We start from the raw sequence: 20,519 nt of genomic DNA, 5'->3' as shown, positions 1-20,519 counted from the left end.
CGGCATACACTAGAGCGCGCAGCGAAAACCGAGGTGCGAGGTCGCCGAATCGTCCGACTGCGCCGAGCGTGCCGCCGGCCGATATCGTCGGCAGTATTCCGGCGCGCAGATGAAGGACCCGCCTTTGGTCACCCGCATGACCTGCGGGTCGACGGTCGGGGCCAGCAGGTCGGGCCGGCCGTCGGCGCTGACGTGCTGATCGCCCGGGACGACGTGACGCGGCGCGTAGGCGTCGGAGGTCCGCTCCCACACGTTGCCGATCATGTCGTAGAGCCCGTATCCGTTGGCCGGGTACGCCCCGACCGGCGAGGTGCCTCCCCAGCCGGTGGACTCGTAGGGGAAGTTGCCCAGCCAGGTGTTGGCCATGACCTTCCCGTCCGGGAACAGGTCGTCGCCCCAAGCGAATTCGAGGCCGTCCACTCCGCCACGAGCGGCGAACTCCCACTCGGTCTCGGTGGGCAGCCGCCGGCCGGCCCACTCGGCGTAGGCGGCGGCATCGCGGTAGGCGACCTGGACGACCGGGTGATCGCCGCGGCCCTCGATCGACGAGTCCGGGCCTTCCGGGTTGCGCCAACTGGCTCCGGGCTCCCAGCGCCACCATTGACGCCAGTCGCCGAGGTTCACCGGCCCGGCCGTCTTCGTGAACACCAGCGCACCGGGCACCAGGTCGGCGGGGTCGGCACCGGGGAACTGAGCCGGATCCACTTCCTCCTCGGCCACCGTGACGTAGCCGGTGTCGGCGACGAACTCGGCGAACTGGTCGTTGGTCACCAGGTGGCGCTCGATGCTGAAGGGCTCGACCGTGCGCTCGTGTACCGGGCGCTCTTCCGGGTAGTGGGCGTCGGAGCCCATGTGAAAAGTGCCGCCGGGGATCTCGACGAGTTCGGTGAGGTTCACGCGCCCAAGGCTAGTGGCGAAACGACGGCGCACGGCGCAAACATCATCAGTCCGGGGTGAGTCACGCCCACCCCGTGCCGTACCTCGACGCCGACGGCCAGGAGGCGGCGCGTTTCTACTCCGGTACGCCACCGCGATACCATCACGTTTGCGGGTCGCACGGCCCGCAACGCCCCCTTACCTCAGTTGGCTAGAGGGTCCGCCTTGTAAGCGGAACGTCGTCGGTTCGATCCCGACAGGGGGCTCTCGATCACGAACTGTCGGTTGCCACCCCTAGCCTGTCGGCATGGGACACTGCCAATGCTGTGGAGCCGAATTGGTACGGCGCCACCAGACGAAGTTCTGCAGCAACGCGTGCCAGCGAGAGCTCGACCGTCGCAGAAAGACCGAACTGTGGCTCGCCGGGGACCTCACGACGCAACCGGATTCCCGGAGACGTCACTTCATTCGGCTGCATCTGCTGGACGCGCAGAGTGGTCGCTGCGCGCAATGCGGCATCACCAACCATTGGAACGGGAGCGAACTTATCTTCGTACTCGACCACGTCGATGGGGACTCCACGAACAATCGGCGCGAGAACCTACGTCTGGTGTGCCCCAACTGTGACTCGCAGTTGCCGACCTATAAGTCCAGAAACCGTGGCAACGGCCGCGCCTGGCGTCGCCGTCGGTATGCCGATGGGAAGTCCTACTGACTGCGGCACCACCGGGCACGCCGGTTGCGCACCCGATGGGTAGAATCGTCGTCGAATCATCCAGGGAGAAATGAAGAGGACATCATGCCCCCGAAGACCGCCGATCTGAACGACGACGAGTTGGAGCCCGTGGCCGACGAGACCGCCACCTCCGCCCGCCGAGTCGTCGCGGCGTACGCGACCGATGCCGACGAATGCCGGATGCTGTTGTCGATGCTGGGGATCGCACCGGGCGAAACCGCCTGAGCCGGTCATGACCGCCCCAACGCCGCAAGCCGAGTTCGTGGTGGTCGCCAATCGACTGCCCGTCGACAAAGAAGTCCTTCCCGACGGCTCGGTGCGCTGGAAGCGCAGCCCCGGCGGGCTGGTCACCGCTCTCGAACCGATTCTGCGCAACCACACCGGCGCATGGGTCGGGTGGTCGGGAGTGCCCGACTCCGACGACAACCCCGACATCGAGGGGCTCACCGTCCGCGCTGTCCCGTTGAGCAGCACCGAGATCGCCGAGTACTACGAGGGTTTCTCCAACGCGACCCTGTGGCCGCTGTATCACGACGTCATCGCCAAGCCCGAGTACCACCGCGAGTGGTGGAACACCTACGTCGCCATCAACGAACGGTTCGCGAAGGCCACCGCTGAGACGGCTGGGCGCGGGGCACTCGTCTGGGTCCAGGATTATCAGCTGCAACTCGTGCCAAAGATGCTGCGCGAATTGCGCCCCGACCTGAAGATCGGGTTCTTCCTGCACATCCCGTTTCCGCCGGTCGAGCTGTTCATGCAGCTACCGTGGCGGGCGGAGATCGTCGATGGCCTGCTCGGCGCCGACCTCATCGGCTTCCATCTGCCCGACGGCGCGGAGAACTTCCTCTACCTCGCGAATCGGCTGGGCGGCCACGACGCGTCCCGACGGTCGGTGGGCGTGCGATCGCGCTTCGGCTCGGTCGAGGTCGACGGCCGGGTGGCCAAGGTCGGGGCCTTCCCCATCTCCATCGCGTCCGGAGAGATCGACGCCGCGTCGAAGTCGCAGGAGATCCGCAAACGCGCGCGCGAAATCCGCAAAGAACTCGGCAGTCCCACCACGATCCTGCTCGGCGTCGACCGCCTCGACTACACGAAGGGCATCGACGTCCGCCTCAAGGCCGTATCGGAACTGTTGGCCGAGAACCGGCTCGATCCGCATGAGACGGTGATGGTGCAGCTGGCCACCCCCAGCCGCGAACGCGTCGAGTCGTACGTGGCGATGCGTTCGGAGATCGAGCAGCTCGTCGGTCACATCAACGGCACGTTCGCCGAGGTCGGCCAGCCGGTGGTCCAGTACCTGAACCGGCCGATCCCCCGCGACGAACTCCTCGCCTTCTTCGTCGCCGCCGACGTCATGCTCGTGACGCCGCTGCGCGACGGCATGAACCTCGTCGCCAAGGAGTACGTCGCCTGCCGCAGCGACCTGGGCGGTGCCCTGGTGCTGTCGGAGTTCACCGGCGCAGCGGCCGAACTCAAGCAGGCCTATCAGGCCAATCCGTACGACATGGAGGGTGTGAAAGCCGCGATCGAAGCCGCGGTGAAGCAGCCCGAAGCCGACGGTCGCGCCCGGATGCGCGCGCTGCGGCGGCAAGTCCTCACCCACGACGTGGAGAAGTGGGCGAAGAGCTTCCTCGACACGCTGCGCGACACCGACGGCCGATGACGCACGGCATGGCCGGACTACCCGACGAGTTGACCGCGGCGCTGCGCGCCTTCGCCGCGCTGCCGAGCGTCGTGGTCGGCTCCGATTTCGACGGCTGCCTGGCCCCGATCGTCTCCCACCCCGCCGACGCGCGACCGGACCCCGCCGCGGTCGACGCCCTCGTCGACCTGGCCGCGCTGCCGGATACCGCCATCGCCGTCGTCTCCGGGCGCGCGCGCGACGATCTCGCCGAACGGCTCACCCCCGCTGCTCTCGCCCGCCTGGCCGCGCTGCCGGACCCGGCGTCGGCCACCCTCGTCGGCAGCCACGGCTCCGAATTCGACAACGGATTCTCGTCGCCGATCACCGACGAGCAGCAGAAGCTGCTGGCCGGCCTGGTAACGGAGCTGGAAGCGATCGCGGCCCGCTTCCCCGGCGCCATGGTGGAAACGAAACCGGCCAGCACGGTGCTGCACGTCCGCAATGTGGACGCGGCGGCCGACGCCGAATCGGCGCTGGAGGAAGCCCGCCGAGGACCCGCCGCCCGCCCTGGGGTGCACGCCACCGAGGGCAAGGCGGTGCTGGAACTGGCCGTCATCGAGACGAGCAAAGGCCACGCGCTCGATCTGCTGCGCGAGCGGACCGGGGCCGACGCCGTGCTGTACCTCGGCGACGACGTGACCGATGAGAAGGCCTTCGGCCACCTTCGCGGCGCCGACGACGTCGCCATCAAAGTCGGCGACGGCGCGACGCTGGCGCGCTACCGCATCGCCGGGCCAGAACTGGTCGGGGCGGTGCTGCGCGCCGTAGCGGACTTCCGCCGGGCCTAGCCGCCCCGTATCGACCAGCCGCTCGCGCGACCGGCACGCACAGGATTATTCGGCGAGCGAGGTGATCGGGTCGGCGTAGATCACCGACAGAGCGACGACGACCGCCGCCGCCTCCTGGACGCCCAGCCCGAACTGCGTCGGGGTCAGCTCCAGTCGGTGCGGCAGGTGTCGCGCCTCGTCGAACGCCGCCTGGACGGGTGCCAGCCCTCGTGGGTGCTCGGCGAAGGCATCACCCGCGACGATGATCGCGTCGGGGTTGAGGGCGTCGCCGATGGTCGCGATCGCCTCCCCCAGCGCACGGGCCCGCTCGTCGAGGAGTTCGGAGGAATCGACCGCGAGCCCGTGGCGCTGCGCGGCCTCGTGGAGCACTGCACTGCCGATGACCTGCTGCAACCCGACGCCGTCGGTATCGCCGGCGAACCGCGGGGCGCGCACGGGAATGTGGGCGACGGTGCCCGCCCCCGTGCGCGGAACGTGGACGTGACCGTCGACGGTCAGCGCCATGCCGACGGTCTCGCGCGCGTACCAGTAGACCGACGACCGCCCGGGTGCCCGCAGGTCTGGAGAGGCCGACGGCGCCAGCACCAGCTCGGCCGCCGCCATCGCCTGCACGTGCTCGCACACCGAAACCGGCAGCCCCAGCACTTCGTGCACGATCTTCCCGACGGGCGCGGAGCGCCAGCCCCGGACCGGGTGGTCAACGGTCCCGGTCGTCTCGTCGACGTCACCGCCCACCGCGACGCCGGCCCAACAGAATCGTCGACCGGAGAACCGGCCGACCAGCTCGCGCAGCGCGCCGGCCAGCTCGGCCACGGCCTCTTCGGCACCACCCGCGGGAGTCAGGACCGCATGGCTGTACAGCGTCCGGCCGGACAGATCGGCGACGGCCAGCAGGGTGCGGCGGGCACCGATGTGCATGGCCGCGACCGCCAGCCCGTCGTGATTGAGGGCCAGCGGCACCTTGGGGCGGCCGATGCCGCCGCCGTCGACGAGATCCGGCCGCTCGACGACCAGACCCGCCTGGGTGAGCGCGTGGACCTGGCGGTTGACCGTCGCCGTGGAGAGGTCGGTGCTGCTCGCGAGGCGGTCGCGCGTGACGGGACCCGCGTTTCGGACGCGCGCGAATACCACCGCCGCCGGCGACGTGCCCACGCGCAACGCCGCCGGCACCACCCCGGTGGTCGGTCCCATGGGGCTGAACTTAGCAGCGCCGACACGCTCGGCGCGGGATAGCACGCACACGGATCGCAAACACTCGTGAGTTGCGCGCCCCGCAGTCCATGGCATAGACCGAAACCATGACTGCTACCCAGGAAACAGCCGCCCAACGCCGCGTCGCCGTCGTCACCGGAGCAAGCTCCGGCATCGGTGAGGCCACCGCCCGCGCCCTGGCCGCGGACGGCTACCTGGTCGTCGTCGGCGCCCGCCGCCTCGATCGCATCACCGCCCTCGCCGAGGAGATCGGCGGCATCGGCCGCGCCCTCGACGTGACGGACCCGGAATCGGTCGCCGCGTTCGTCGCCGACCTCGACCGGGTCGACGTGCTGGTCAACAACGCCGGCGGCGCCAAGGGGCTGGCGCCGGTCGCCGAGGCGGTCGAAGAGGACTGGCGATGGATGTGGGAGACCAACGTCATCGGGACGATGCGGATCACCAAGGCCCTGCTACCCGCGCTGGAGGCGTCCGGCGACGGACTCGTCGTGACGGTGACGTCGGTCGCCGCGCTCGAAGCCTATGACAACGGTGCCGGGTACACCGCGGCCAAGCATGCGCAGGCGCTCGTACACCGGACGTTGCGCCTGGAATTGCTGGGCAAGCCGATCCGGCTGACCGAGATCGCACCGGGTCTGGTGGAGACCGAGTTCTCGGTGGTGCGGTTCGACGGCGATCAAGAGCGCGCCGATGCCGTCTACGAGGGCTTGACCCCGTTGGTGGCCGACGACGTCGCCGAGGTGATCGCGTTCGCGGCCTCCCGCCCACCGCACGTGAACCTCGACCAGATCGTCATCAAGCCGCGCGACCAGGCCACCGCCCGCCGCAACATCAAGACGGGCTAGCGCGCCGCACCCGTCGGGTCAGCGCCCGATCAGCGGGGTGTGTTTCGCGCCGCCGGCTAGATGCTCGGCGTGCGATTTGAGGCTCGCGGCCATCTCGTCGAATCCGCGTCGCAGATCCTTGCCGAGCAACGCCGAGACGACCGGCGACAACGGGCCGTCGATCTGGAAGTGCGATGCGTAGTGGCAGGTCCCCGGACCCGACGGCGTGACGCTCTGCTCGCGCACACTGCGCAGCAGACCGAGCGGCGCCGGCTTCATCGAGTAGCTGAACGCACGGCCGGGGTCGACGCGATTGATGAACTCGCGCTGGCGGCGCAGCTTGCCGCCGCGCAGTGCGACATCCATGTCGATCGGCGCGCCCGGTTCCAGCCGGGACGAGGCGCGGGGGACGAACGGATTCCACTGGCCGTAGTTGTCGAAGTCGGTGAGTACGGCCCACACCGTCGCCGCGGGGGCGGCGATCTCCACTGAATGTTCGAGGACGAAGCTCACCGTCCAAGCGTAGCCCGCTACCGCGGTTGCGCGGGAGCCCTCGACGGGACCGCGGGAGCGCCGGAGGGCGTGGCCGGGGCCGACCGCACCGGCACGTCGTTGCGGATCGCCGACAGCCGCTGCCACTGCGGCCAGCTGTAGGTCCAGTCGAAGATGTCCCCGTCGCTCTCCGAAAGCGGTATCCGGGTTCCGGTGACCTCGACCGGATCGCCGTACAGCGCGGTGTGGAAGTACCGTTCGGCGTTCGCCAGCGACAGGTTGATGCATCCGTTGGTCACGTTCGACGACCCCTGCACGCCGACCGTCTCCGGATTGGCGTGGATGAACTCGCCGTTGTTGGAGATGCGCACGGCCCAGCGTTCGCGGATCCGGAAGTACCCGGCGGCCGGGTTGGTCATGTAGAAGTCCGCCCACTTCTCGGTGACGACGTGGATGCCGGAGCGGGTCACGTTGCGATCCAGATCGCCGGTGCCGTAGCTGCACGGGAGCGTCATGATCGGTGCGCCGTCCCGCACGACGACGATCTGGTGCGAGTTCGCATCCGCCTTGACGATCTGCGAGCGCGCGATCGCGAAATCGACGGTGACGTCGCTGTCGCCGAAGACCCCGTCGCCGCAGTCGACGCCGTAGAGCTTCGCCGAGACGTGCACCTTGGTACCCGGCTTGAAGTATTCGCGCGGACGCCAGTGCACCCGCGACCCGTTGTCCTCTCCGAGCCAGCCCCACGCGCCCTCGGTCGGCGGATCCGTCGTGACGGTCAGGGCCTTCTCGACGGTCTCCTTGTCGGTGACGGTCCGGTTGAACTTGAGGATGACAGGCGCGGCGATCCCCACCTCCTGGCCGTCGCCGATGTTCACGGTCATCTCGGCGATCGCCTTGGGCGTCAGCGTGACGACGGTTCCGCTCAGCTCGACGCCGACCCGGTCGTACCCGGTGGCGCTGCCCGACCAGGTGTACGTCTTGCCGTAGCCCAGCGGCCCCGCGACGGTGAACGTCGACCGGTCGTCGGACATACTGCCCGTCACCGCTTTGCCGTCCGGGCGCAGGAGCTTCACATCGGGATTCAGCACACCGTCGCGAACCGTGACGGCCACTTTCTCGGTCGGGTTGATCGGTTCTTTTCCGGCCGAGTAGTCGACCTTGACGGTCGGCTCCCGCGGACCCTCCGGCCGATCATCGGACCGCGTGCAGGCGGCGACGGCCGCTCCGACCACTCCCACTCCGGCCGCGGCGAGCACGGTGCGGCGATTCGGTTGCCGCCCGGTCGGCCGGCGACCTGGATCAGACATTGACTGGCTCACTGACGCCAGCGTAGTGACGGTTTCTGAACATCGCCTGTCACGGCCGGGCGATCAGAAGCCGTCGAGCACCGCTGCCGTCTGCGACAGACCCAGCCGCGTCGCACCGGCCGCGATCAGTTCGGCGGCGAAGGCGGCGTCGCGGATCCCGCCGCTCGCCTTGATTCCGGCGCTGCCGCCGACCGCGTCGGCCATCAGCGCGACGGCCTCCACGCTGGCCCCGCCCGCCGGGTGGAAACCGGTGGACGTCTTGACCATCCCCGCCCCGGCCGCCACCGCCTGCTCGCAAACGCGCTGCAGTGCGTCCGGGCCGGCGTCGCGCAGCAGCACGGCCGACTCGACGATCACCTTCAGCAGCGCGTCGTCGCCGATGGCCTGCGCGACGGTCACGACATCGGCGAACACCTCGTCGTAGCGGCCGTCGACTGCTGCACCGATGTCGATCACCATGTCGACCTCCTGTGCGCCGTGGTCAACCGCCATGCGGGCTTCGGCGGCTTTGACAAGGGCGTGGTGCTTGCCCGACGGGAAGCCGGCGACCACGGCCAGTCGCTGGTCGCCGGTACTGATCGGCAACATCGACGGCGACAGGCATACTGCATAGACGCCCAGGTCCGCGGCTTCGGCGACCGTCGCTTCCGCGTCGGAGCGGGTCGCCTCCGGCTTGAGCAACGTGTGGTCGACGAGCTGCGCGACATGCGCCCGGGTGAGGTCGTGTGCGGTCATGCTGGCCAGCTTGACACACTGGACGGGTGCATCCTGACACCGCCGCCGACGACCGCCGTTTCATCCTGACCCTCGGATGCCCGGACGAGACGGGCATCGTGGCGCGGATCGCCGGGTTCCTCGCCGACGCCGGCGCATGGATCACCGAGGCCGCCTACCACTCCGACGCCGACTCCAACTGGTTCTTCACCAGGCAGGCCGTGCGCGCCGATTCCGTCGGCTGCGGTATCGACGAGTTGCGCCAGCGGTTCGCCGCCCTGGCCGCCGAGCAGTTCCACCCGGACACCGAATGGCGTCTCACCGATTCCGGCACACGGAAGAAGGTGGTGCTCCTGGTGAGTAAGGAGAGCCACTGCCTGATCGACCTGCTCGGACGGGCGAGTCGCGGCGAGTTCCCCGGTGAGATCGCCGCCGTCATCGGCAACCACTCGGCTCTCGGCGATCTGACCGAGCGGTTCGGCGTGCCGTTCCACCTGGTCCCCTTCGACGGAGCCGGCGCCTCGCGGGATTCGGTGAAGGCCGAGGCCTTCGAGCGCGTCGCGGCGATCGTCGACGAGCACGACCCGGATGCGATCGTCCTGGCGCGGTTCATGCAGATCCTGCCCGCCGAGCTGTGCGAGCGCTGGGCGCGCCGCGCGATCAACATCCACCACAGTTTCCTGCCCAGTTTCGTCGGGGCCCGCCCCTACCATCAGGCCTTCGCGCGCGGCGTGAAGCTCATCGGCGCAACCTGCCACTACGTCACCGCCGACCTGGACGCCGGGCCCATCATCGAGCAGGACGTCATCCGCGTCGACCACAGCGATAATGTCGCCGACATGGTGCGGCAAGGGCGCGACATCGAGACGCTGGTGCTGGCCCGCGGCGTGCGCTGGCACCTCGAGGACCGCGTGCTGGTGCACGGCGACAAGACCGTCGTCTTCGACTAGGCCACCGATTCGCCGAGTGGGCACCTCACCTTTGCCGAGTGGGCAGCTACTCACCCAGCAAGACCGGCCTGCGATGGTCTCGATACGCCCGCTCGGCTAGCGCCTCGCCGGGCACTCGACCACCGAATAGACGCCGACTGGGCACCCCACCCTTGCCGAGTGGGCAGCTACTCACCCAGCAAGACCGGCCTGCGATGGTCTCGATACGCCCACTCGGCTAGCGCCTCGCCGGGCACTCGACCACCGAATAGACGCCGAGTGGGCACCACACCTTCGTCGACTGGGCACCCTACCCTTGCCGAGTGGGCAGCTACTCACCCAGCAAGACCGGCCTGCGATGGTCTCGATACGCCCACTCGGCTAGCGCCTCGCCGGGCACTCGACCACCATTCAACGCCGCGTGAATCAGCCAGCCGCTGTCGTGACTTCGGCGCAGTCGGTGCGCGGGCGGACAAGATTCTCGTCGACGGTGATGTCGGAGCCGTTGACCGCGAATTCGATGCCTCCGCTGCCGCGCATGCCCAGCTTCGACAGCGACAGGTTCCGCATCGTCGACCCGAAGGTGGCGGTCGTGACTTCGTCGACGATGTTCTGTGCGAAGTCCGGCGGGATGCCGAAGCCGACGACGTCGGCCCGGACGACCTCGAAGTAGGCCTTCCCGTCACGGACGCCGGGACGCAGGGTCACCGTCACCGGTACCGGGATGATCACGGCGGTCACGGTCGTGGCGACATCGAAGGTGCCGTCGGCGTTGCCGCTGATCCGTTCGATCTGTCCGGGTCCGCCAGCGCCGCCGGCACCGCCCGGGGGTGAACCCAGCATGCCGCCGCCCTCCTGGGCCGATTTCACGACCTGGTCGAAGGGCACGTACCCCGTCCCGGTGATCTTTCCGATCGTCGAGGCCTCACCGGTGCTGCGGATGTCCTCGACGCGCAGATCCAGCTCGCCCTCCGAGTCGCCGTCGCCGGTCGAGTTGACCTGGACGAACGGGATCTCCTTGCTCCAGGCCTGCAGCAGCATCGGCTTGCCGCTGAGACTGACCTTCGTCGGCGCTCCGGTGATCGAGGCGAACGCCTTGCTGAGACAGCTGGTCACCTGGTGGCGCAGATACAACTCCGAACCACCCAGTCCCACGACGGCCAGCACGAGCGCCGCGACCAGGCCGATCGTCACCCAGCGCTTGGTGTTGCGTCGCGAGGGAGCCTCCTTGGTGACCGCGGATTTGTGCGGTCGCACGGCTGGACCCGAATCGGGTGCCGGCGTCGGATCCTGCGAAGCCACCGACTCGGTGGGCGCCTCCGATCCCCTCGCCTTCGTCGGCCATTCGCTCGGCGGTTCGCCTGCAGCGGTCCATTCGTCGTCATTGGTCACTGGCCCCGTCTCCTATCGATCGCTCGGGGTCGTCGGTCCGCCGGGATGGGCGAAGTCGCGTCGGTTCGCCCGCATTCCCAGCGCTTCACGAGCCGTCGCCACCCTGGCCGGGTCGATGGTATGGACCCCCAGTGCCGGCGACTCGCCGTATTCGTCGTCCACCACGCTACCGAACGGATCGATCAGGCGGCTGCGACCGATTCCCGTCGGCGCCTGTTGTCCGCCGTCGGGGGGCGGCGCCTGGTCGACCGCGACGACGTAGGCTCCCGAATCGAGTGCCCTCGCTGCGGTCAGCGTGCGCCACTGCTCGACCTTCCCCGGACCGGCGCCCCACGACGTCGGAACGGCGATCACCTCGGCGCCCGCGTCGGCCAGCACGCCGAACAGTTCCGGGAACCGGATGTCGTAGCAGGTCGCCACGCCCAGCCTCGTCGACGTGCCGTCCGCCAGCGGCAGGTCGACGACGAGCGCGGACGATCCCGCCTCGACCGTCGCGGATTCGGCGAAACCGAACGCGTCGTAGAGATGGATCTTGTCGTAGCCGCTCAATGCGCCCTCGCGGTCGGCGACGACGACGGTGTTGCGCACGCGCGCGTTCGCGGTATCGTCCGAGCCGGGCGTGAACATGCCGGCGACGACGGCGATCCCGTGCTGGCGGGCCACGTCCCGCACACCGGCCGCCCACGGGCCGTCGAGCGGTTGGGCGATGCCGCGCAGCGGCACTCCGAACCGGCACATGGTCGCCTCCGGGAACACGACGAGGTCGGCTCCGCCGTCGGCGGCGAGCGCGACCCGCTCGGCGAGCAATTCCAGGTTCGCGGCCGGGTCGGTCCCGGCCGTGATCTGTGCCATCGCTACGCGCATGGCGACCAGCCTAGTCAGAGGTTCTTGTCGATCCAGTCCTTCGCGTACTCCGCCTCGGCGCGGAAAAGGTCGACGAGATTCACCAGCATGAGCTGCTCGAGCTTGCTGTTGACGAACGGGACGAAGACCTTGACCTCGGTGGTTTTGCGAATGGTGCAGCCGGTGTCGGTGGCGAAGAGTTCCTGCACGCCGTTGAGGCTGCCCGGACCCGCGGGGATCGACGCGTTGTAGCTGCCGGACGTGACATCGTCGGGGTGGAAGACGCCGAACGACTCTTCGCGGGTGATGATCATGTCTTTCATCATCACGGTCTGCGCGAGCGGGGGCAGTTGGTCGCGACCGATGGTCTGCTTGAGCACCACGCGCATCCCGACGGAGGGGTCGGCGGTGAAGTCGGCGACCTCGCAGTGCGGCGAGAGCATCTGGAACCCCGCCATCATGTCGTCCCAGTACTGCCGTTCCATCTGTGCCTGGTAGAGCTTTTCGGCGGGCTGCGGGTAGCGGGCCGAATAGCTGAGCCGTCGTGCCATGACGGTCAGGCTACCGTTAGCGGTTGCCCGCTTCCCAATTGAGCGTCTCGTCGCGCTCCGCGTCGAGCAGCGCGATGAGCTGCTCGCCGATCGCCTTCTCGATCTTTCCGCCCACCAGCGGAATGCCGACGGACACCGACGCGGTGTAGCGAGTGGTGGACGGATCACCGCTGCTCACCTGGGTTCCGCTCACCTTGGCCGGCGCACCCTCGACGGTGGCCTCCAGATCGCCGGTGATCTCGTTGCCCACGCGCCGCAGGACCGTCCGGCGCGGAATGACCAGGTCGCCCGAGCGGATCTTGGTGACGATCGACGGCAGCTTCCCCTCGTCGACGACCTGCTTACACACGACCGTCACGGTGTCGCCGGTAACGTCGAAGGATTCCAGCACGCCCTTGTCGCGATTGATCGCGGTGAGCAGGTCGCGCCAATACTTCTCGCTGGTGACGACCTCCCACAGACGTTCGGTGCCGAACGGGAAGGAGACGGTGTGCTCCAGATTCGTTGCCATGGGCTCTATCCCATCACAACCGGGACCGGTTCACCGTGTGCGCTAGCGTCTTATCCGTGAGCTCCCCGATCATCGCCGACCTGACGACGCTGCGACTCGGCGGACCCGCCCGCGAAGTCATCGAAACAACCACCACCGAAGCCATGGAGGAGGCGCTGACGCGCGCCGACGATGCCGGTGACGCGGTGCTGGTCGTCGGTGGCGGGTCCAACCTCGTCGTCGCCGACGAGGGATTCGACGGTGTAGTCGTGCGAATCGGGTCGGACACGGTGGAGTTCGGTACCGACGACGACCGGCCGTTCGTGACCGCCGACGCCGGGGTCACGTGGGACGCGTTGGTCGCGCGCACCATCGCCGAGGGTTTCGGCGGGTTGGAGTGCCTGTCGGGGATTCCGGGATCGACGGGCGCGACCCCCGTGCAGAACGTCGGCGCGTACGGCGTGGAGATCGCCGACGCGCTGCGTGCCGTCGAGATCTACGACCGCGCGGCCCGCAGCCTCGTTTGGCACGAACCGCGGGACCTGGACCTGCGCTACCGGCACTCCAACCTGAAGTTCCGCGACGACCGCATCGTCACCCGCGTCTCGCTGTGGCTGCGGCCCGGCGGGGTGTCGGCGCCGTTGACCTACCGGGAGCTGGCGCGAGAACTGCGCCGCGACGACGGCCAGACCGCGGCCGCCGACGACGTGCGCGAGGCCGTTCTGCGCCTGCGCCGGTCGAAAGGCATGGTCCTCGACGCCGACGATCCGGACACCTACAGCGCCGGATCCTTCTTCACGAACCCCATCGTCTCGGCCCGCGAGATCGCGGCTGTGATCGCACAGATCGCCGTCGTCGTCGGACCCGAGGTCGTCATTCCCCAGTTCGCGTCCGGTGAGGACACCAAGCTTTCGGCCGGATGGCTGATCGAGCGCGCCGGTTTCACCAAGGGCTACCCCGGTCCGGACGCGCCCGTCCGCCTGTCGACCAAACACACGCTCGCACTGACCAATCGGGGCTCGGCGACGACCGCCGACCTGCTGGCGCTGGCGCGCGAAGTCCGCGACGGCGTGCATGCCCGGTTCGGGGTCGCGCTGACCCCGGAACCGGTCTTCGTCAACTGCCGTCTGTAGCGCTGTCGGCGGGCTTCGCCTGCGCCTGCTCGGCAGGAGCCTGCGCGACGGCCGGCTTGGCCGCCGGCTTCTTGGCAGCCGCCTTCTTCGCGGGCGTCTTGGTCGCCGCCTTCTTCGCGGGCGTCTTGGTCGCCGCGGCCTTCTTCGCGGGAGCCTTCTTGGCGGGAGCCTTCTTCGCCGGGGCCTGGGCACCCAGGCCGACCGCTTCGTCGACGACCTCGTTGAAGGCGTCAGAGGCCTCGATGCTCAACATGTGCCCGATGTCGTCGAGGACGACGTGGCGCCGCAGCGCGCCGACCCGCTCGAGGATGTCGGCGATCTCCTGCGAGTGGACCGGGGGCAGCAGCCTGTCCTCGGTCCCGACGATCACGGTCGTCGGAACGGTCAGCGCCGCCGTGCCGGTACGCACGTCGAAGCCGACCATGCCGCTGCCCAGCAGGCCGCGGGCCAGCGGCGAGCAGGCGCGCACCATCTCGTCGACGAAGGCGACGTGTGCGCCACGCGCGTTCTCCGACATGGTGATGTAGCGCGCGACGCGCGGGCCTTCCTTGGTCGCCGGCAGCGGCAGCGGCGTGCTGGCGAACAGGACGCCGGTGATGTGCTCGAACGGCTTGGTGTAGGCCGGGCGGTCGTCCTGGAACAGCCGGTGGCGGCCGAGGATGTCGGTCGCGGCGGTGGACTGGAGGACGACGGCGGAGATGCGCTCGTTCACCTCGTCGGCATGCTGGTCGGCCCACGCCTGGATCGTGATGCCGCCGAGGCTGTGACCGATCAGGACCGCCTTGCGGCCGGGCGGGACCGAAGCGGCGAGAACCGCCTCGAGGTCCGACCCGAGAAGCGCCGCCGTCGGCCGGGCGCTGCCCAGCCTGGACTCGCCATGCCCGCGCTGGTCGTAGGCGACGATGGTGCGCTTGCCGAGGAGATGGTTGATCTGCGGATTCCAGTAGGCGGTGTTGCAGGTCCAGCCGTGGACGAGCACCACGATGTCGGAGGTGTCCCCCGGGTCGCTCGCCGGGTAGGTCAGCACGTTCAGCTCCGCCCCGTCGGCGGTGTGCACGTGACTGCGGTAGGGGGCGGCGGGCGGGGTGGCCAGGGCCGGGTCGGGTACGTCGTGCGGAACCGGCGCCCCGCGGAGCGCCTCGACGATCGTGCCGCCGAGAAGACGGGTGACGCCGGCTGCCACGCCACCGCCGCCGATGAGTGCGGCCGCAGCGATTACACGGGAGAACTTCATGCCTCAATCCTGCTCTGCGCCCGATTGGGCCGAACCACCGGGGGTATCGGATTCGAGGATCTTGGTGACCTCGGCCAGCGCGTTGGAGATCTCGCGGTCCAGCGCCTTGGTGAAGGTGCTGTCCACGATCTCGTGGGCAAGGGGTCGTACCCGGCGGATCAGCTCGGAAATCTGACCGACCTGCACGTCGTCGAGCCCGAGCAGGCGCTCGTCGACGAACCGTTCGGTGATGATCGAAACGAAGCTGTGGGCGACGTCCTCGAGATCCCCCTGCACGCGCAGCCACCGGTCCAGCAGAACGTCGATGTCGACGCCGCCCTTCACGAGCGCCTCGGCACCTTCGAGGAGTTCGGGGTTGGTCACCGCGAAGCCGGCGCCCTCTTTGGCCAGCAGGCCGAGCTTCTGGCTGAGCGCGATGGTCTTGTCGCTGGCGCCCAGCGACTTGCGCAGCTCGGCGATGGTGATCGTCGCGGCGCGTTTGAACGTCTGGAACCGGCTCCGCTTGGTGCTCCCGCGCAGCACGTGCTCGACGGTCATACCGTGGTGCGCGGCCGCCAGCAGCTCGCTGATCGTGGCGAAGGTGTAGCCGCGCTCAAGCATCCGCGAGATCAGATTCAGCCGGATGAGATGCTCGTCGTAGTACCAGCCGGTGCGGCCCTTGATGACCGGAGGCGGCAACAATCCGCGGTCCTGGTAGACGCGGATGTTGCGAACCGACACGCCCGAGACTTGGGCGAGGTCGTTGATTCGGTACTCGGCCACGGTCAGAGTTTCCGGAACCAGCGCTTGCCCTGGACCTCGTCGACCTTCGGGCGGACGTCCACGAGATAGACGATGACCGCTACGAGGCCGAGGAGGCAGATCATGCCGATGATCGGCCCGCCGCCCGCTGCGACACCGAACAAGGCGAGAAACAGCGTCGACAACGCCAGAATGCCGACCCAGAAGCCCTTGGTCTGGCGGTCGACCGCGGTGAAGGCGTCGGGGCGCTGGAGTGCGGCATGCACGACCGTCACGATGCCGGCCAGCCCCGCGACGATGCCCAGCGTGCGTATGACGTAGACCTGGGCGAGACCCAGCGAACCAACAAAATCGACGGCGCTAACGAAATCCACGCCCCAACTCTATGCGAGAGCGGGGCGTGGACTTCGTCAGACGCGGTCTGCGCGGACTACTTCTTCGGCGCGGCCTTCTTAGCAGGAGCCTTCTTCGCCGGGGCCTTCTTGGCCGCGGTCGACTTCGCAGCGGTCTTGGCCGGAGCCTTCTTCGCCGGAGTCTTCTTGGCGGCGGCCTTCTTGGCGGGAGCCTTCTTGGCGGCGGCCTTCTTGGCCGGAGCCTTCTTCGCCGGGGCCTTCTTGGCCTGGTCAGCAGGCAGGTTGACCAGCGCGGCGGCGCGCTCGCCGACGCTCAGCGACTGGTCGGAGATAGTGCCCAGCGCCTCCTCGGTCAGGCCGCGGGCATCGTTGTACACCTTCTCCAGCTTGGGCAGGTTCTCCTCGACCAGCGGGTACTCCTTGAGCTTCTCGACGACCTCGTCGCGACGCTCGCTGAGCGAGCTCAGCACGCCGGCGGCGACGGCCAGGTAGCTCTCGGCGACCTTGCGCAGTTCTTCGGGGCTGAACTTGGCGCGCAGCTCGTCCAGGTCGGTGGGGAGTTCGACGGGCAGCGCCGAGAGACGCTCCTTGGCCTCGTTGAAGCGGGCGACGGCCTGCTCCCAGGTCTCGTCGAAACGGCCCTGCGCGGTGTCGCGGGTGTCCTCGAAGCGGCTCTGGGCCTGCTCGATGGTGGCCTCGCTGCGCTCGCGAAGCTGGTTGAGCACGGCAGTCGCCTGCGCGACGGCGTTGTTGAAGGGGTTCTCGGTCATGCGGGTCTCCTATTTCTGAGGTCGGTGTTTCGAGGGAAACGTGGGTGCTACTCGGCGTGGTTGGCCTGATTCTCGTTGCGGAACGACTCGTAGATCTCCAGCAGCATCTGCCGCTGTCGTTCGCTGATCGACTCGTCGGCAATCAACGCGTCACGCACCGGGGAGGCGGGGCGCTCTTCGAGGATTCCCGCCCGCACGTAGAGGACCTCCGCCGAGACGCGAAGCCCCTTGGCGATCTGTGCGAGCACATCGGCCGACGGTTTCCGCAGCCCGCGTTCGATCTGACTCAAATACGGGTTACTGACTCCGGCACGCTCGGCGAGTTGCCGCAGCGACACCTTGGCGGCGACGCGCTGCGACCGGATGAAAGCCCCGATGTCCGATGCGGCATTGGTCACCGCGTCGATCGTCGTGGCCGAGCCGTCCGGCGAGGCCGGGGGCGTTTGAGCCGTGTCGTTGGTCATTGCGATCCACCTTGGGTTGTCGGTCGACCGACTCAGTATCACCGCCCGTGCTAGCAAAAGCAAGCGCCCTGTTAGCAATGCCACATCCCGCTGCTCAGAAGCGTCTTTGACGAACCGTCGTCGACGGCAACAAGGATTCCGGCCGGGACCGGCTAATGGAAGATAAGAACCGAGACGGTGTAAATCGCCAGGCCCGCCAGGGCGCCCACGACGGTGCCGTTGATCCGGATGAACTGGAGGTCGCGGCCGACCTGCAACTCGATCTTGTCGCTGGTCTCCTGCGCATCCCACCCGCGGACGGTTTCGGTGATGACCGAGATGATCTCGTTGGCGTAGTTCGACGCGACGTGGTGGGCGCCGCGCGCCACCCAGCCGTTCATCTTCTGCTGCAACTGCTCGTCGGAACGGATGCGCTCGGCCACCTGGATCACCGAGTTGGTGATGGTGTTGCGCAACGTGTCGTTCGGGTCGTCGAGCATCTTCTCGATGACCGCCTTGCCCGCCTTCCAGGCCGTCGACGCCGCGCCGGTCACCTCGTCGCGCCCCACCAGCTCGGTCTTCAGGTTCTCGAACTTGGCGATGGTCTCCGGGTCGTACTGGAGGTCGTGGGAGAACTGGGTGATCGCGCCGAGCATCGCGCGGCGCAGTTCGTGATCCGGATCGGCGGCCACCTTCGCGGTGAACTCGACGAGTTCCTTGTAGATCTTGTCGCCGACGAAGTTCGCGGCGAACTTCGGCATCCACTGCGGCCCGTCGCGGTCGATCAACCGGTCGATCAGGTCGAGGCTGCCCAGCGCCCACTCGTGCGCCCGGTCGCACCCCAGTTGCAGCATCGGTTCGAGCCGCTTCTCCTCGACGAGCTGCTCCAGGATCCGCCCCATCGGCTGAGACCACTGCGGTTCGGCCGCCCACTTCACCGCCGCCATCAGGAACCGTTCGACGTCTTCGTCCTCCAGCATCTCCGCGGCCAGCGACAGCAGCCGGGACGCCTCGTCGGCCACCCGCGGCGCGTTGACCGGGTCGGCGAGCCAGGTCGACACCCGACGCGGCAGCTCGAGACTGGCGGCCCGCTGCTCGATGAGCTCGGGCACCATGAAGTTCTCCTCGATGAACCCGCCGAGCTGGTCACCGATCTGGTCCTTCTTGCGCTTGATGAGCGCGGTGTGCGGAATCGGCAGGCCGAGCGGGTGGCGGAACAGCGCGGTGACCGCGAACCAGTCGGCGAGCGCACCCACCATTCCGGCTTCCGACGCGGCGCGCACGTAGGGAACCCAGCCGGCGAGGTTCGCCCCGTCGCGCGCCTCCAGGTAACGGGTGAACAAGTAGACGCACGCGGCGAAGACCAGAAACCCGGTCGCGACGAGCTTCATCTTCCGCAGGTCGCGGCGGCGCTGTTCGTCGGCCTGCGCGCCGAGCGCGCTCAACGCCGGCGACGACGGCGGACTCGACGCGTCCGGTGCCGAACCCGGTGACATTACTGGCGAAGACATAGCGTCCAGTCTTTCCTACTTACCTGCGGGCATGCCACTGGCCGGGAAATTCGGTTCCATACGCATGCCCAACTTGTTCGCAACGAATCAGGTTCCGCCGATCAGGACTACGGTCGGCGGGCTACACCGCCTCGGCACCGTTCGTCCGTGCTCCCACATACTGCGTGTAGATGCCGAGTGCCGCCATGACCACGAAGATCGCGGCGGCGGGAACGAGCGGCGACATGTCCTCCCCGAATAAGGCTGACGTAGCGACGGTCAGCAGGAGCACTCCCATGGCGCCATAACGCGAACAGGCAAGGGCATCAGATCGCGAGCGTAGGAATAGCACGTTGCCCATCAGATAGAGCATCGGACCGGCCACGCTGACAACAAGAAAAGCCCGGTCGGTCTGCTCTCGCGTCAAAAGCATCTCGATGGAGACCGCCAATACGATCGCCCCGGCGACCATGAGGGAGTGGGCGTAGGCGTACGCCGAGCGCAGCACGCCAGTGTCCGCCTTCCCGCCGTGACGAGTGTCTCCCTCGTCGAGTGCGAAATAGTTCCACCACAGGACATAGAGGCATCCAAAGCCCACAATCGCCGACACGATGACCACAGGAGTGAATACGGAGAGCCCACTGAGCGTGAAGCCCATCACCAAGATGGACTCTCCGAGAGCAATGATGAAGACGAGTCGATTGCGTTCAGCAAGGTGTTCGGCGTCGACATCCCACATGCGCATAGGCGCCGATCCCAGTAACGGGAACCGGTAACCGGCGCGAGGTGCGAAATAGTCGATGAAGAGCGCGGAGATCCAGACGACTAGCCGGAGATCCGGTTCGAGAAGACCGCCGAACAACCAGAGCAACCCGGCACTCGCCGACCAGGCCAGGAGGTTGCGATAGTTAGCCGCCAACTGCTCACCGCGAAAAGCGAACATCATAAATAGCGGCCGGATGACCTGGGCCGCCACGTAGAAACATGCGAAGAGAAGCCCCTTGTCACCGAAGGCATCTGGAAGCACGATCGCCATGCCGAGGCCTAGCAGCATAAGCGATGCGTTCAGAATGCGCACGGCACCATTGCCTGGGTTCAGCCAGTTCATCGCCCACGCCGAGTAGTTCCATGCCCACCACACCGCGAAGAACAAGACGGCGGTCTGCAACGCACCCAACCAGGTCAGATGATGAAGGAGCAGGTGTGAGAGTTGAATTATTGCAAAGACATAGACCAGATCGAAGAACAGTTCAATCGGTCCCACCTCAGATCGGTGGAGCCTCTCTCGCCTGGCGATGCTTGTTGTGTTCACGTGCATAGGGTGTCGCTACTTCAGTTCGAAACAATGTGGACTGGGTAACTCATCTGAGTCGACTCTATCCGGCACACCGAGCCCCTCCGCTAGAACGACGGGTGTCGCGGTGTGACCGACCACGTGCGCGCGGCTGATTCCCCCCCACGAGGATCTAGGCTGTCCGCGCGACAACCGCGATGCGCGCGGCACTAGGCTGGGC

At 67.8% G+C, this 20,519-nt stretch carries 23 protein-coding genes and 1 tRNA gene; 8 read left to right on the top strand and 16 right to left on the bottom strand.

The features are described 5' to 3' along the window. Nucleotides 1-9 precede the first annotated feature (9 nt). Nucleotides 10-852: a formylglycine-generating enzyme family protein gene (locus GOARA_RS17280; RefSeq protein WP_212763330.1), complete on the bottom strand. Its 843-nt coding sequence runs from the start codon at nt 850-852 to the stop codon at nt 10-12. 216 nt (nt 853-1,068) lie between these two features. On the opposite strand from GOARA_RS17280, the gene GOARA_RS17275 reads away from it, so the two are divergent. The 5 genes from GOARA_RS17275 to otsB all read left to right on the top strand — a co-directional run bounded on the left by GOARA_RS17275 (nt 1,069) and on the right by otsB (nt 4,084). Further along, a tRNA-Thr gene (locus GOARA_RS17275) sits at nt 1,069-1,142 on the top strand. A 41-nt stretch (nt 1,143-1,183) separates the two neighbouring features. Continuing rightward, complete coding sequence (locus GOARA_RS19555; protein WP_083834911.1) at nt 1,184-1,591, top strand: HNH endonuclease family protein; 408 nt, start codon at nt 1,184-1,186, stop codon at nt 1,589-1,591. 84 nt (nt 1,592-1,675) lie between these two features. Further along, nucleotides 1,676-1,837 carry a hypothetical protein gene (locus tag GOARA_RS20325; RefSeq protein ID WP_007323721.1) on the top strand — a complete coding sequence of 54 codons (162 nt, stop codon included), beginning with the start codon at nt 1,676-1,678 and terminating at the stop codon, nt 1,835-1,837. Between the two features lie 7 nt (nt 1,838-1,844). Further along, on the top strand, nt 1,845-3,275 hold the full coding sequence (locus tag GOARA_RS17270) for an alpha,alpha-trehalose-phosphate synthase (UDP-forming) (protein ID WP_007323720.1): 1,431 nt from the start codon (nt 1,845-1,847) through the stop codon (nt 3,273-3,275). Further along, nucleotides 3,272-4,084, top strand: a complete 813-nt coding sequence (otsB, locus tag GOARA_RS17265) for a trehalose-phosphatase (RefSeq protein ID WP_007323719.1) — start codon at nt 3,272-3,274, stop codon at nt 4,082-4,084. Before GOARA_RS17270 ends, otsB begins: the two co-directional genes overlap by 4 nt. A 45-nt stretch (nt 4,085-4,129) precedes the next feature. On the opposite strand, the gene GOARA_RS17260 is transcribed toward otsB, so the two are convergent. Then, nucleotides 4,130-5,275, bottom strand: coding sequence for an ROK family transcriptional regulator (locus GOARA_RS17260; protein WP_007323718.1), 1,146 nt, complete (start codon nt 5,273-5,275; stop codon nt 4,130-4,132). A gap of 107 nt (nt 5,276-5,382) precedes the next feature. Between GOARA_RS17260 and GOARA_RS17255 the strand changes: the two genes are divergently transcribed. Then, entirely contained in the window at nt 5,383-6,141 is a 759-nt protein-coding gene (locus GOARA_RS17255) for an SDR family NAD(P)-dependent oxidoreductase (RefSeq protein ID WP_007323717.1), read from the top strand. An 18-nt stretch (nt 6,142-6,159) separates the two neighbouring features. On the opposite strand, the gene GOARA_RS17250 is transcribed toward GOARA_RS17255, so the two are convergent. The 3 genes from GOARA_RS17250 to deoC form a co-directional block, all read right to left on the bottom strand. Continuing rightward, entirely contained in the window at nt 6,160-6,633 is a 474-nt protein-coding gene (locus tag GOARA_RS17250; RefSeq protein WP_007323716.1) for an SRPBCC domain-containing protein, read from the bottom strand. Nucleotides 6,634-6,650: 17 nt separating this feature from the next. After that, entirely contained in the window at nt 6,651-7,922 is a 1,272-nt protein-coding gene (locus tag GOARA_RS17245) for a L,D-transpeptidase (RefSeq protein WP_050947338.1), read from the bottom strand. Nucleotides 7,923-7,985: 63 nt separating this feature from the next. Beyond that, complete coding sequence (gene deoC, locus GOARA_RS17240) at nt 7,986-8,657, bottom strand: deoxyribose-phosphate aldolase (RefSeq protein ID WP_007323714.1); 672 nt, start codon at nt 8,655-8,657, stop codon at nt 7,986-7,988. Nucleotides 8,658-8,683: 26 nt separating this feature from the next. Between deoC and purU the strand changes: the two genes are divergently transcribed. Further along, a complete protein-coding gene (gene purU / locus GOARA_RS17235; RefSeq protein WP_007323713.1) occupies nt 8,684-9,586 on the top strand; it encodes a formyltetrahydrofolate deformylase in 903 nt (300 codons plus the stop codon). 405 nt (nt 9,587-9,991) lie between these two features. Here the strand turns inward: purU and GOARA_RS17230 are convergent, their stop codons facing one another. Genes GOARA_RS17230 through GOARA_RS17215 form a run of 4 tightly spaced genes read right to left on the bottom strand, consistent with a single transcriptional unit; the run spans nt 9,992 to nt 12,862 of the window. Further along, complete coding sequence (locus GOARA_RS17230) at nt 9,992-10,957, bottom strand: LmeA family phospholipid-binding protein (RefSeq protein WP_007323712.1); 966 nt, start codon at nt 10,955-10,957, stop codon at nt 9,992-9,994. Between the two features lie 12 nt (nt 10,958-10,969). Next, nucleotides 10,970-11,821: a carbon-nitrogen hydrolase family protein gene (locus GOARA_RS17225; protein ID WP_007323711.1), complete on the bottom strand. Its 852-nt coding sequence runs from the start codon at nt 11,819-11,821 to the stop codon at nt 10,970-10,972. A 14-nt stretch (nt 11,822-11,835) separates the two neighbouring features. Continuing rightward, complete coding sequence (locus GOARA_RS17220) at nt 11,836-12,351, bottom strand: DUF2505 domain-containing protein (RefSeq protein ID WP_007323710.1); 516 nt, start codon at nt 12,349-12,351, stop codon at nt 11,836-11,838. Nucleotides 12,352-12,367: 16 nt separating this feature from the next. Next, nucleotides 12,368-12,862, bottom strand: a complete 495-nt coding sequence (locus GOARA_RS17215; RefSeq protein ID WP_007323709.1) for a DUF2505 domain-containing protein — start codon at nt 12,860-12,862, stop codon at nt 12,368-12,370. A 56-nt stretch (nt 12,863-12,918) separates the two neighbouring features. Here GOARA_RS17215 and GOARA_RS17210 point away from each other — a divergent pair, with 56 nt between their 5' ends. Beyond that, complete coding sequence (locus GOARA_RS17210; protein WP_007323708.1) at nt 12,919-13,974, top strand: UDP-N-acetylmuramate dehydrogenase; 1,056 nt, start codon at nt 12,919-12,921, stop codon at nt 13,972-13,974. On the opposite strand, the gene GOARA_RS17205 is transcribed toward GOARA_RS17210, so the two are convergent. From GOARA_RS17205 to GOARA_RS17175, 7 genes are all read right to left on the bottom strand, one after another. Further along, nucleotides 13,958-15,208: an alpha/beta fold hydrolase gene (locus GOARA_RS17205; RefSeq protein ID WP_007323707.1), complete on the bottom strand. Its 1,251-nt coding sequence runs from the start codon at nt 15,206-15,208 to the stop codon at nt 13,958-13,960. The two genes, GOARA_RS17210 and GOARA_RS17205, sit on opposite strands and share 17 nt — an antisense overlap. Nucleotides 15,209-15,211: 3 nt before the next feature. After that, the gene (locus GOARA_RS17200) at nt 15,212-15,970 is read right to left on the bottom strand and encodes a MerR family transcriptional regulator (protein ID WP_007323706.1); all 759 of its coding nucleotides are present in this window, start codon (nt 15,968-15,970) and stop codon (nt 15,212-15,214) included. A 2-nt stretch (nt 15,971-15,972) separates the two neighbouring features. Further along, the gene (locus GOARA_RS17195; RefSeq protein ID WP_007323705.1) at nt 15,973-16,323 is read right to left on the bottom strand and encodes a DUF2516 family protein; all 351 of its coding nucleotides are present in this window, start codon (nt 16,321-16,323) and stop codon (nt 15,973-15,975) included. Nucleotides 16,324-16,379: 56 nt separating this feature from the next. Continuing rightward, nucleotides 16,380-17,072: a hypothetical protein gene (locus tag GOARA_RS20320; protein WP_007323704.1), complete on the bottom strand. Its 693-nt coding sequence runs from the start codon at nt 17,070-17,072 to the stop codon at nt 16,380-16,382. Nucleotides 17,073-17,119: 47 nt separating this feature from the next. Next, nucleotides 17,120-17,536, bottom strand: a complete 417-nt coding sequence (locus GOARA_RS17185) for a helix-turn-helix domain-containing protein (RefSeq protein WP_007323703.1) — start codon at nt 17,534-17,536, stop codon at nt 17,120-17,122. Nucleotides 17,537-17,688: 152 nt separating this feature from the next. Continuing rightward, nucleotides 17,689-19,026, bottom strand: a complete 1,338-nt coding sequence (locus GOARA_RS17180; protein WP_040523869.1) for a DUF445 domain-containing protein — start codon at nt 19,024-19,026, stop codon at nt 17,689-17,691. Between the two features lie 121 nt (nt 19,027-19,147). Then, the gene (locus GOARA_RS17175; protein WP_007323701.1) at nt 19,148-20,323 is read right to left on the bottom strand and encodes a low temperature requirement protein A; all 1,176 of its coding nucleotides are present in this window, start codon (nt 20,321-20,323) and stop codon (nt 19,148-19,150) included. Nucleotides 20,324-20,519 lie beyond the last annotated feature (196 nt).

The sequence above is a fragment of the Gordonia araii NBRC 100433 genome (assembly GCF_000241265.1).
Classification (GTDB): Bacteria; Actinomycetota; Actinomycetes; order Mycobacteriales; family Mycobacteriaceae; genus Gordonia; species Gordonia araii.
This window is presented reverse-complemented; position numbering and strand designations above follow the sequence as displayed.

What these genes read in the sequence shown, in the direction of transcription:
- GOARA_RS20320 (WP_007323704.1), bottom strand. Translation starts at nt 17,072, where the DNA reads ATGACCGAGAACCCCTTCAACAACGCCGTCGCGCAGGCGACTGCCGTG.
- deoC (WP_007323714.1), bottom strand. Translation starts at nt 8,657, where the DNA reads ATGACCGCACACGACCTCACCCGGGCGCATGTCGCGCAGCTCGTCGAC.
- GOARA_RS17260 (WP_007323718.1), bottom strand. Translation starts at nt 5,275, where the DNA reads ATGGGACCGACCACCGGGGTGGTGCCGGCGGCGTTGCGCGTGGGCACG.
- GOARA_RS17185 (WP_007323703.1), bottom strand. Translation starts at nt 17,536, where the DNA reads ATGACCAACGACACGGCTCAAACGCCCCCGGCCTCGCCGGACGGCTCG.
- otsB (WP_007323719.1), top strand. Translation starts at nt 3,272, where the DNA reads ATGACGCACGGCATGGCCGGACTACCCGACGAGTTGACCGCGGCGCTG.
- GOARA_RS17215 (WP_007323709.1), bottom strand. Translation starts at nt 12,862, where the DNA reads ATGGCAACGAATCTGGAGCACACCGTCTCCTTCCCGTTCGGCACCGAA.
- GOARA_RS17225 (WP_007323711.1), bottom strand. Translation starts at nt 11,821, where the DNA reads ATGCGCGTAGCGATGGCACAGATCACGGCCGGGACCGACCCGGCCGCG.
- GOARA_RS17280 (WP_212763330.1), bottom strand. Translation starts at nt 852, where the DNA reads ATGGGCTCCGACGCCCACTACCCGGAAGAGCGCCCGGTACACGAGCGC.
- GOARA_RS17255 (WP_007323717.1), top strand. Translation starts at nt 5,383, where the DNA reads ATGACTGCTACCCAGGAAACAGCCGCCCAACGCCGCGTCGCCGTCGTC.
- GOARA_RS17175 (WP_007323701.1), bottom strand. Translation starts at nt 20,323, where the DNA reads ATGCACGTGAACACAACAAGCATCGCCAGGCGAGAGAGGCTCCACCGA.
- GOARA_RS17245 (WP_050947338.1), bottom strand. Translation starts at nt 7,922, where the DNA reads ATGTCTGATCCAGGTCGCCGGCCGACCGGGCGGCAACCGAATCGCCGC.
- GOARA_RS17180 (WP_040523869.1), bottom strand. Translation starts at nt 19,026, where the DNA reads ATGTCTTCGCCAGTAATGTCACCGGGTTCGGCACCGGACGCGTCGAGT.
- GOARA_RS17220 (WP_007323710.1), bottom strand. Translation starts at nt 12,351, where the DNA reads ATGGCACGACGGCTCAGCTATTCGGCCCGCTACCCGCAGCCCGCCGAA.
- GOARA_RS19555 (WP_083834911.1), top strand. Translation starts at nt 1,184, where the DNA reads ATGGGACACTGCCAATGCTGTGGAGCCGAATTGGTACGGCGCCACCAG.
- GOARA_RS17205 (WP_007323707.1), bottom strand. Translation starts at nt 15,208, where the DNA reads ATGAAGTTCTCCCGTGTAATCGCTGCGGCCGCACTCATCGGCGGCGGT.
- GOARA_RS20325 (WP_007323721.1), top strand. Translation starts at nt 1,676, where the DNA reads ATGCCCCCGAAGACCGCCGATCTGAACGACGACGAGTTGGAGCCCGTG.
- GOARA_RS17270 (WP_007323720.1), top strand. Translation starts at nt 1,845, where the DNA reads ATGACCGCCCCAACGCCGCAAGCCGAGTTCGTGGTGGTCGCCAATCGA.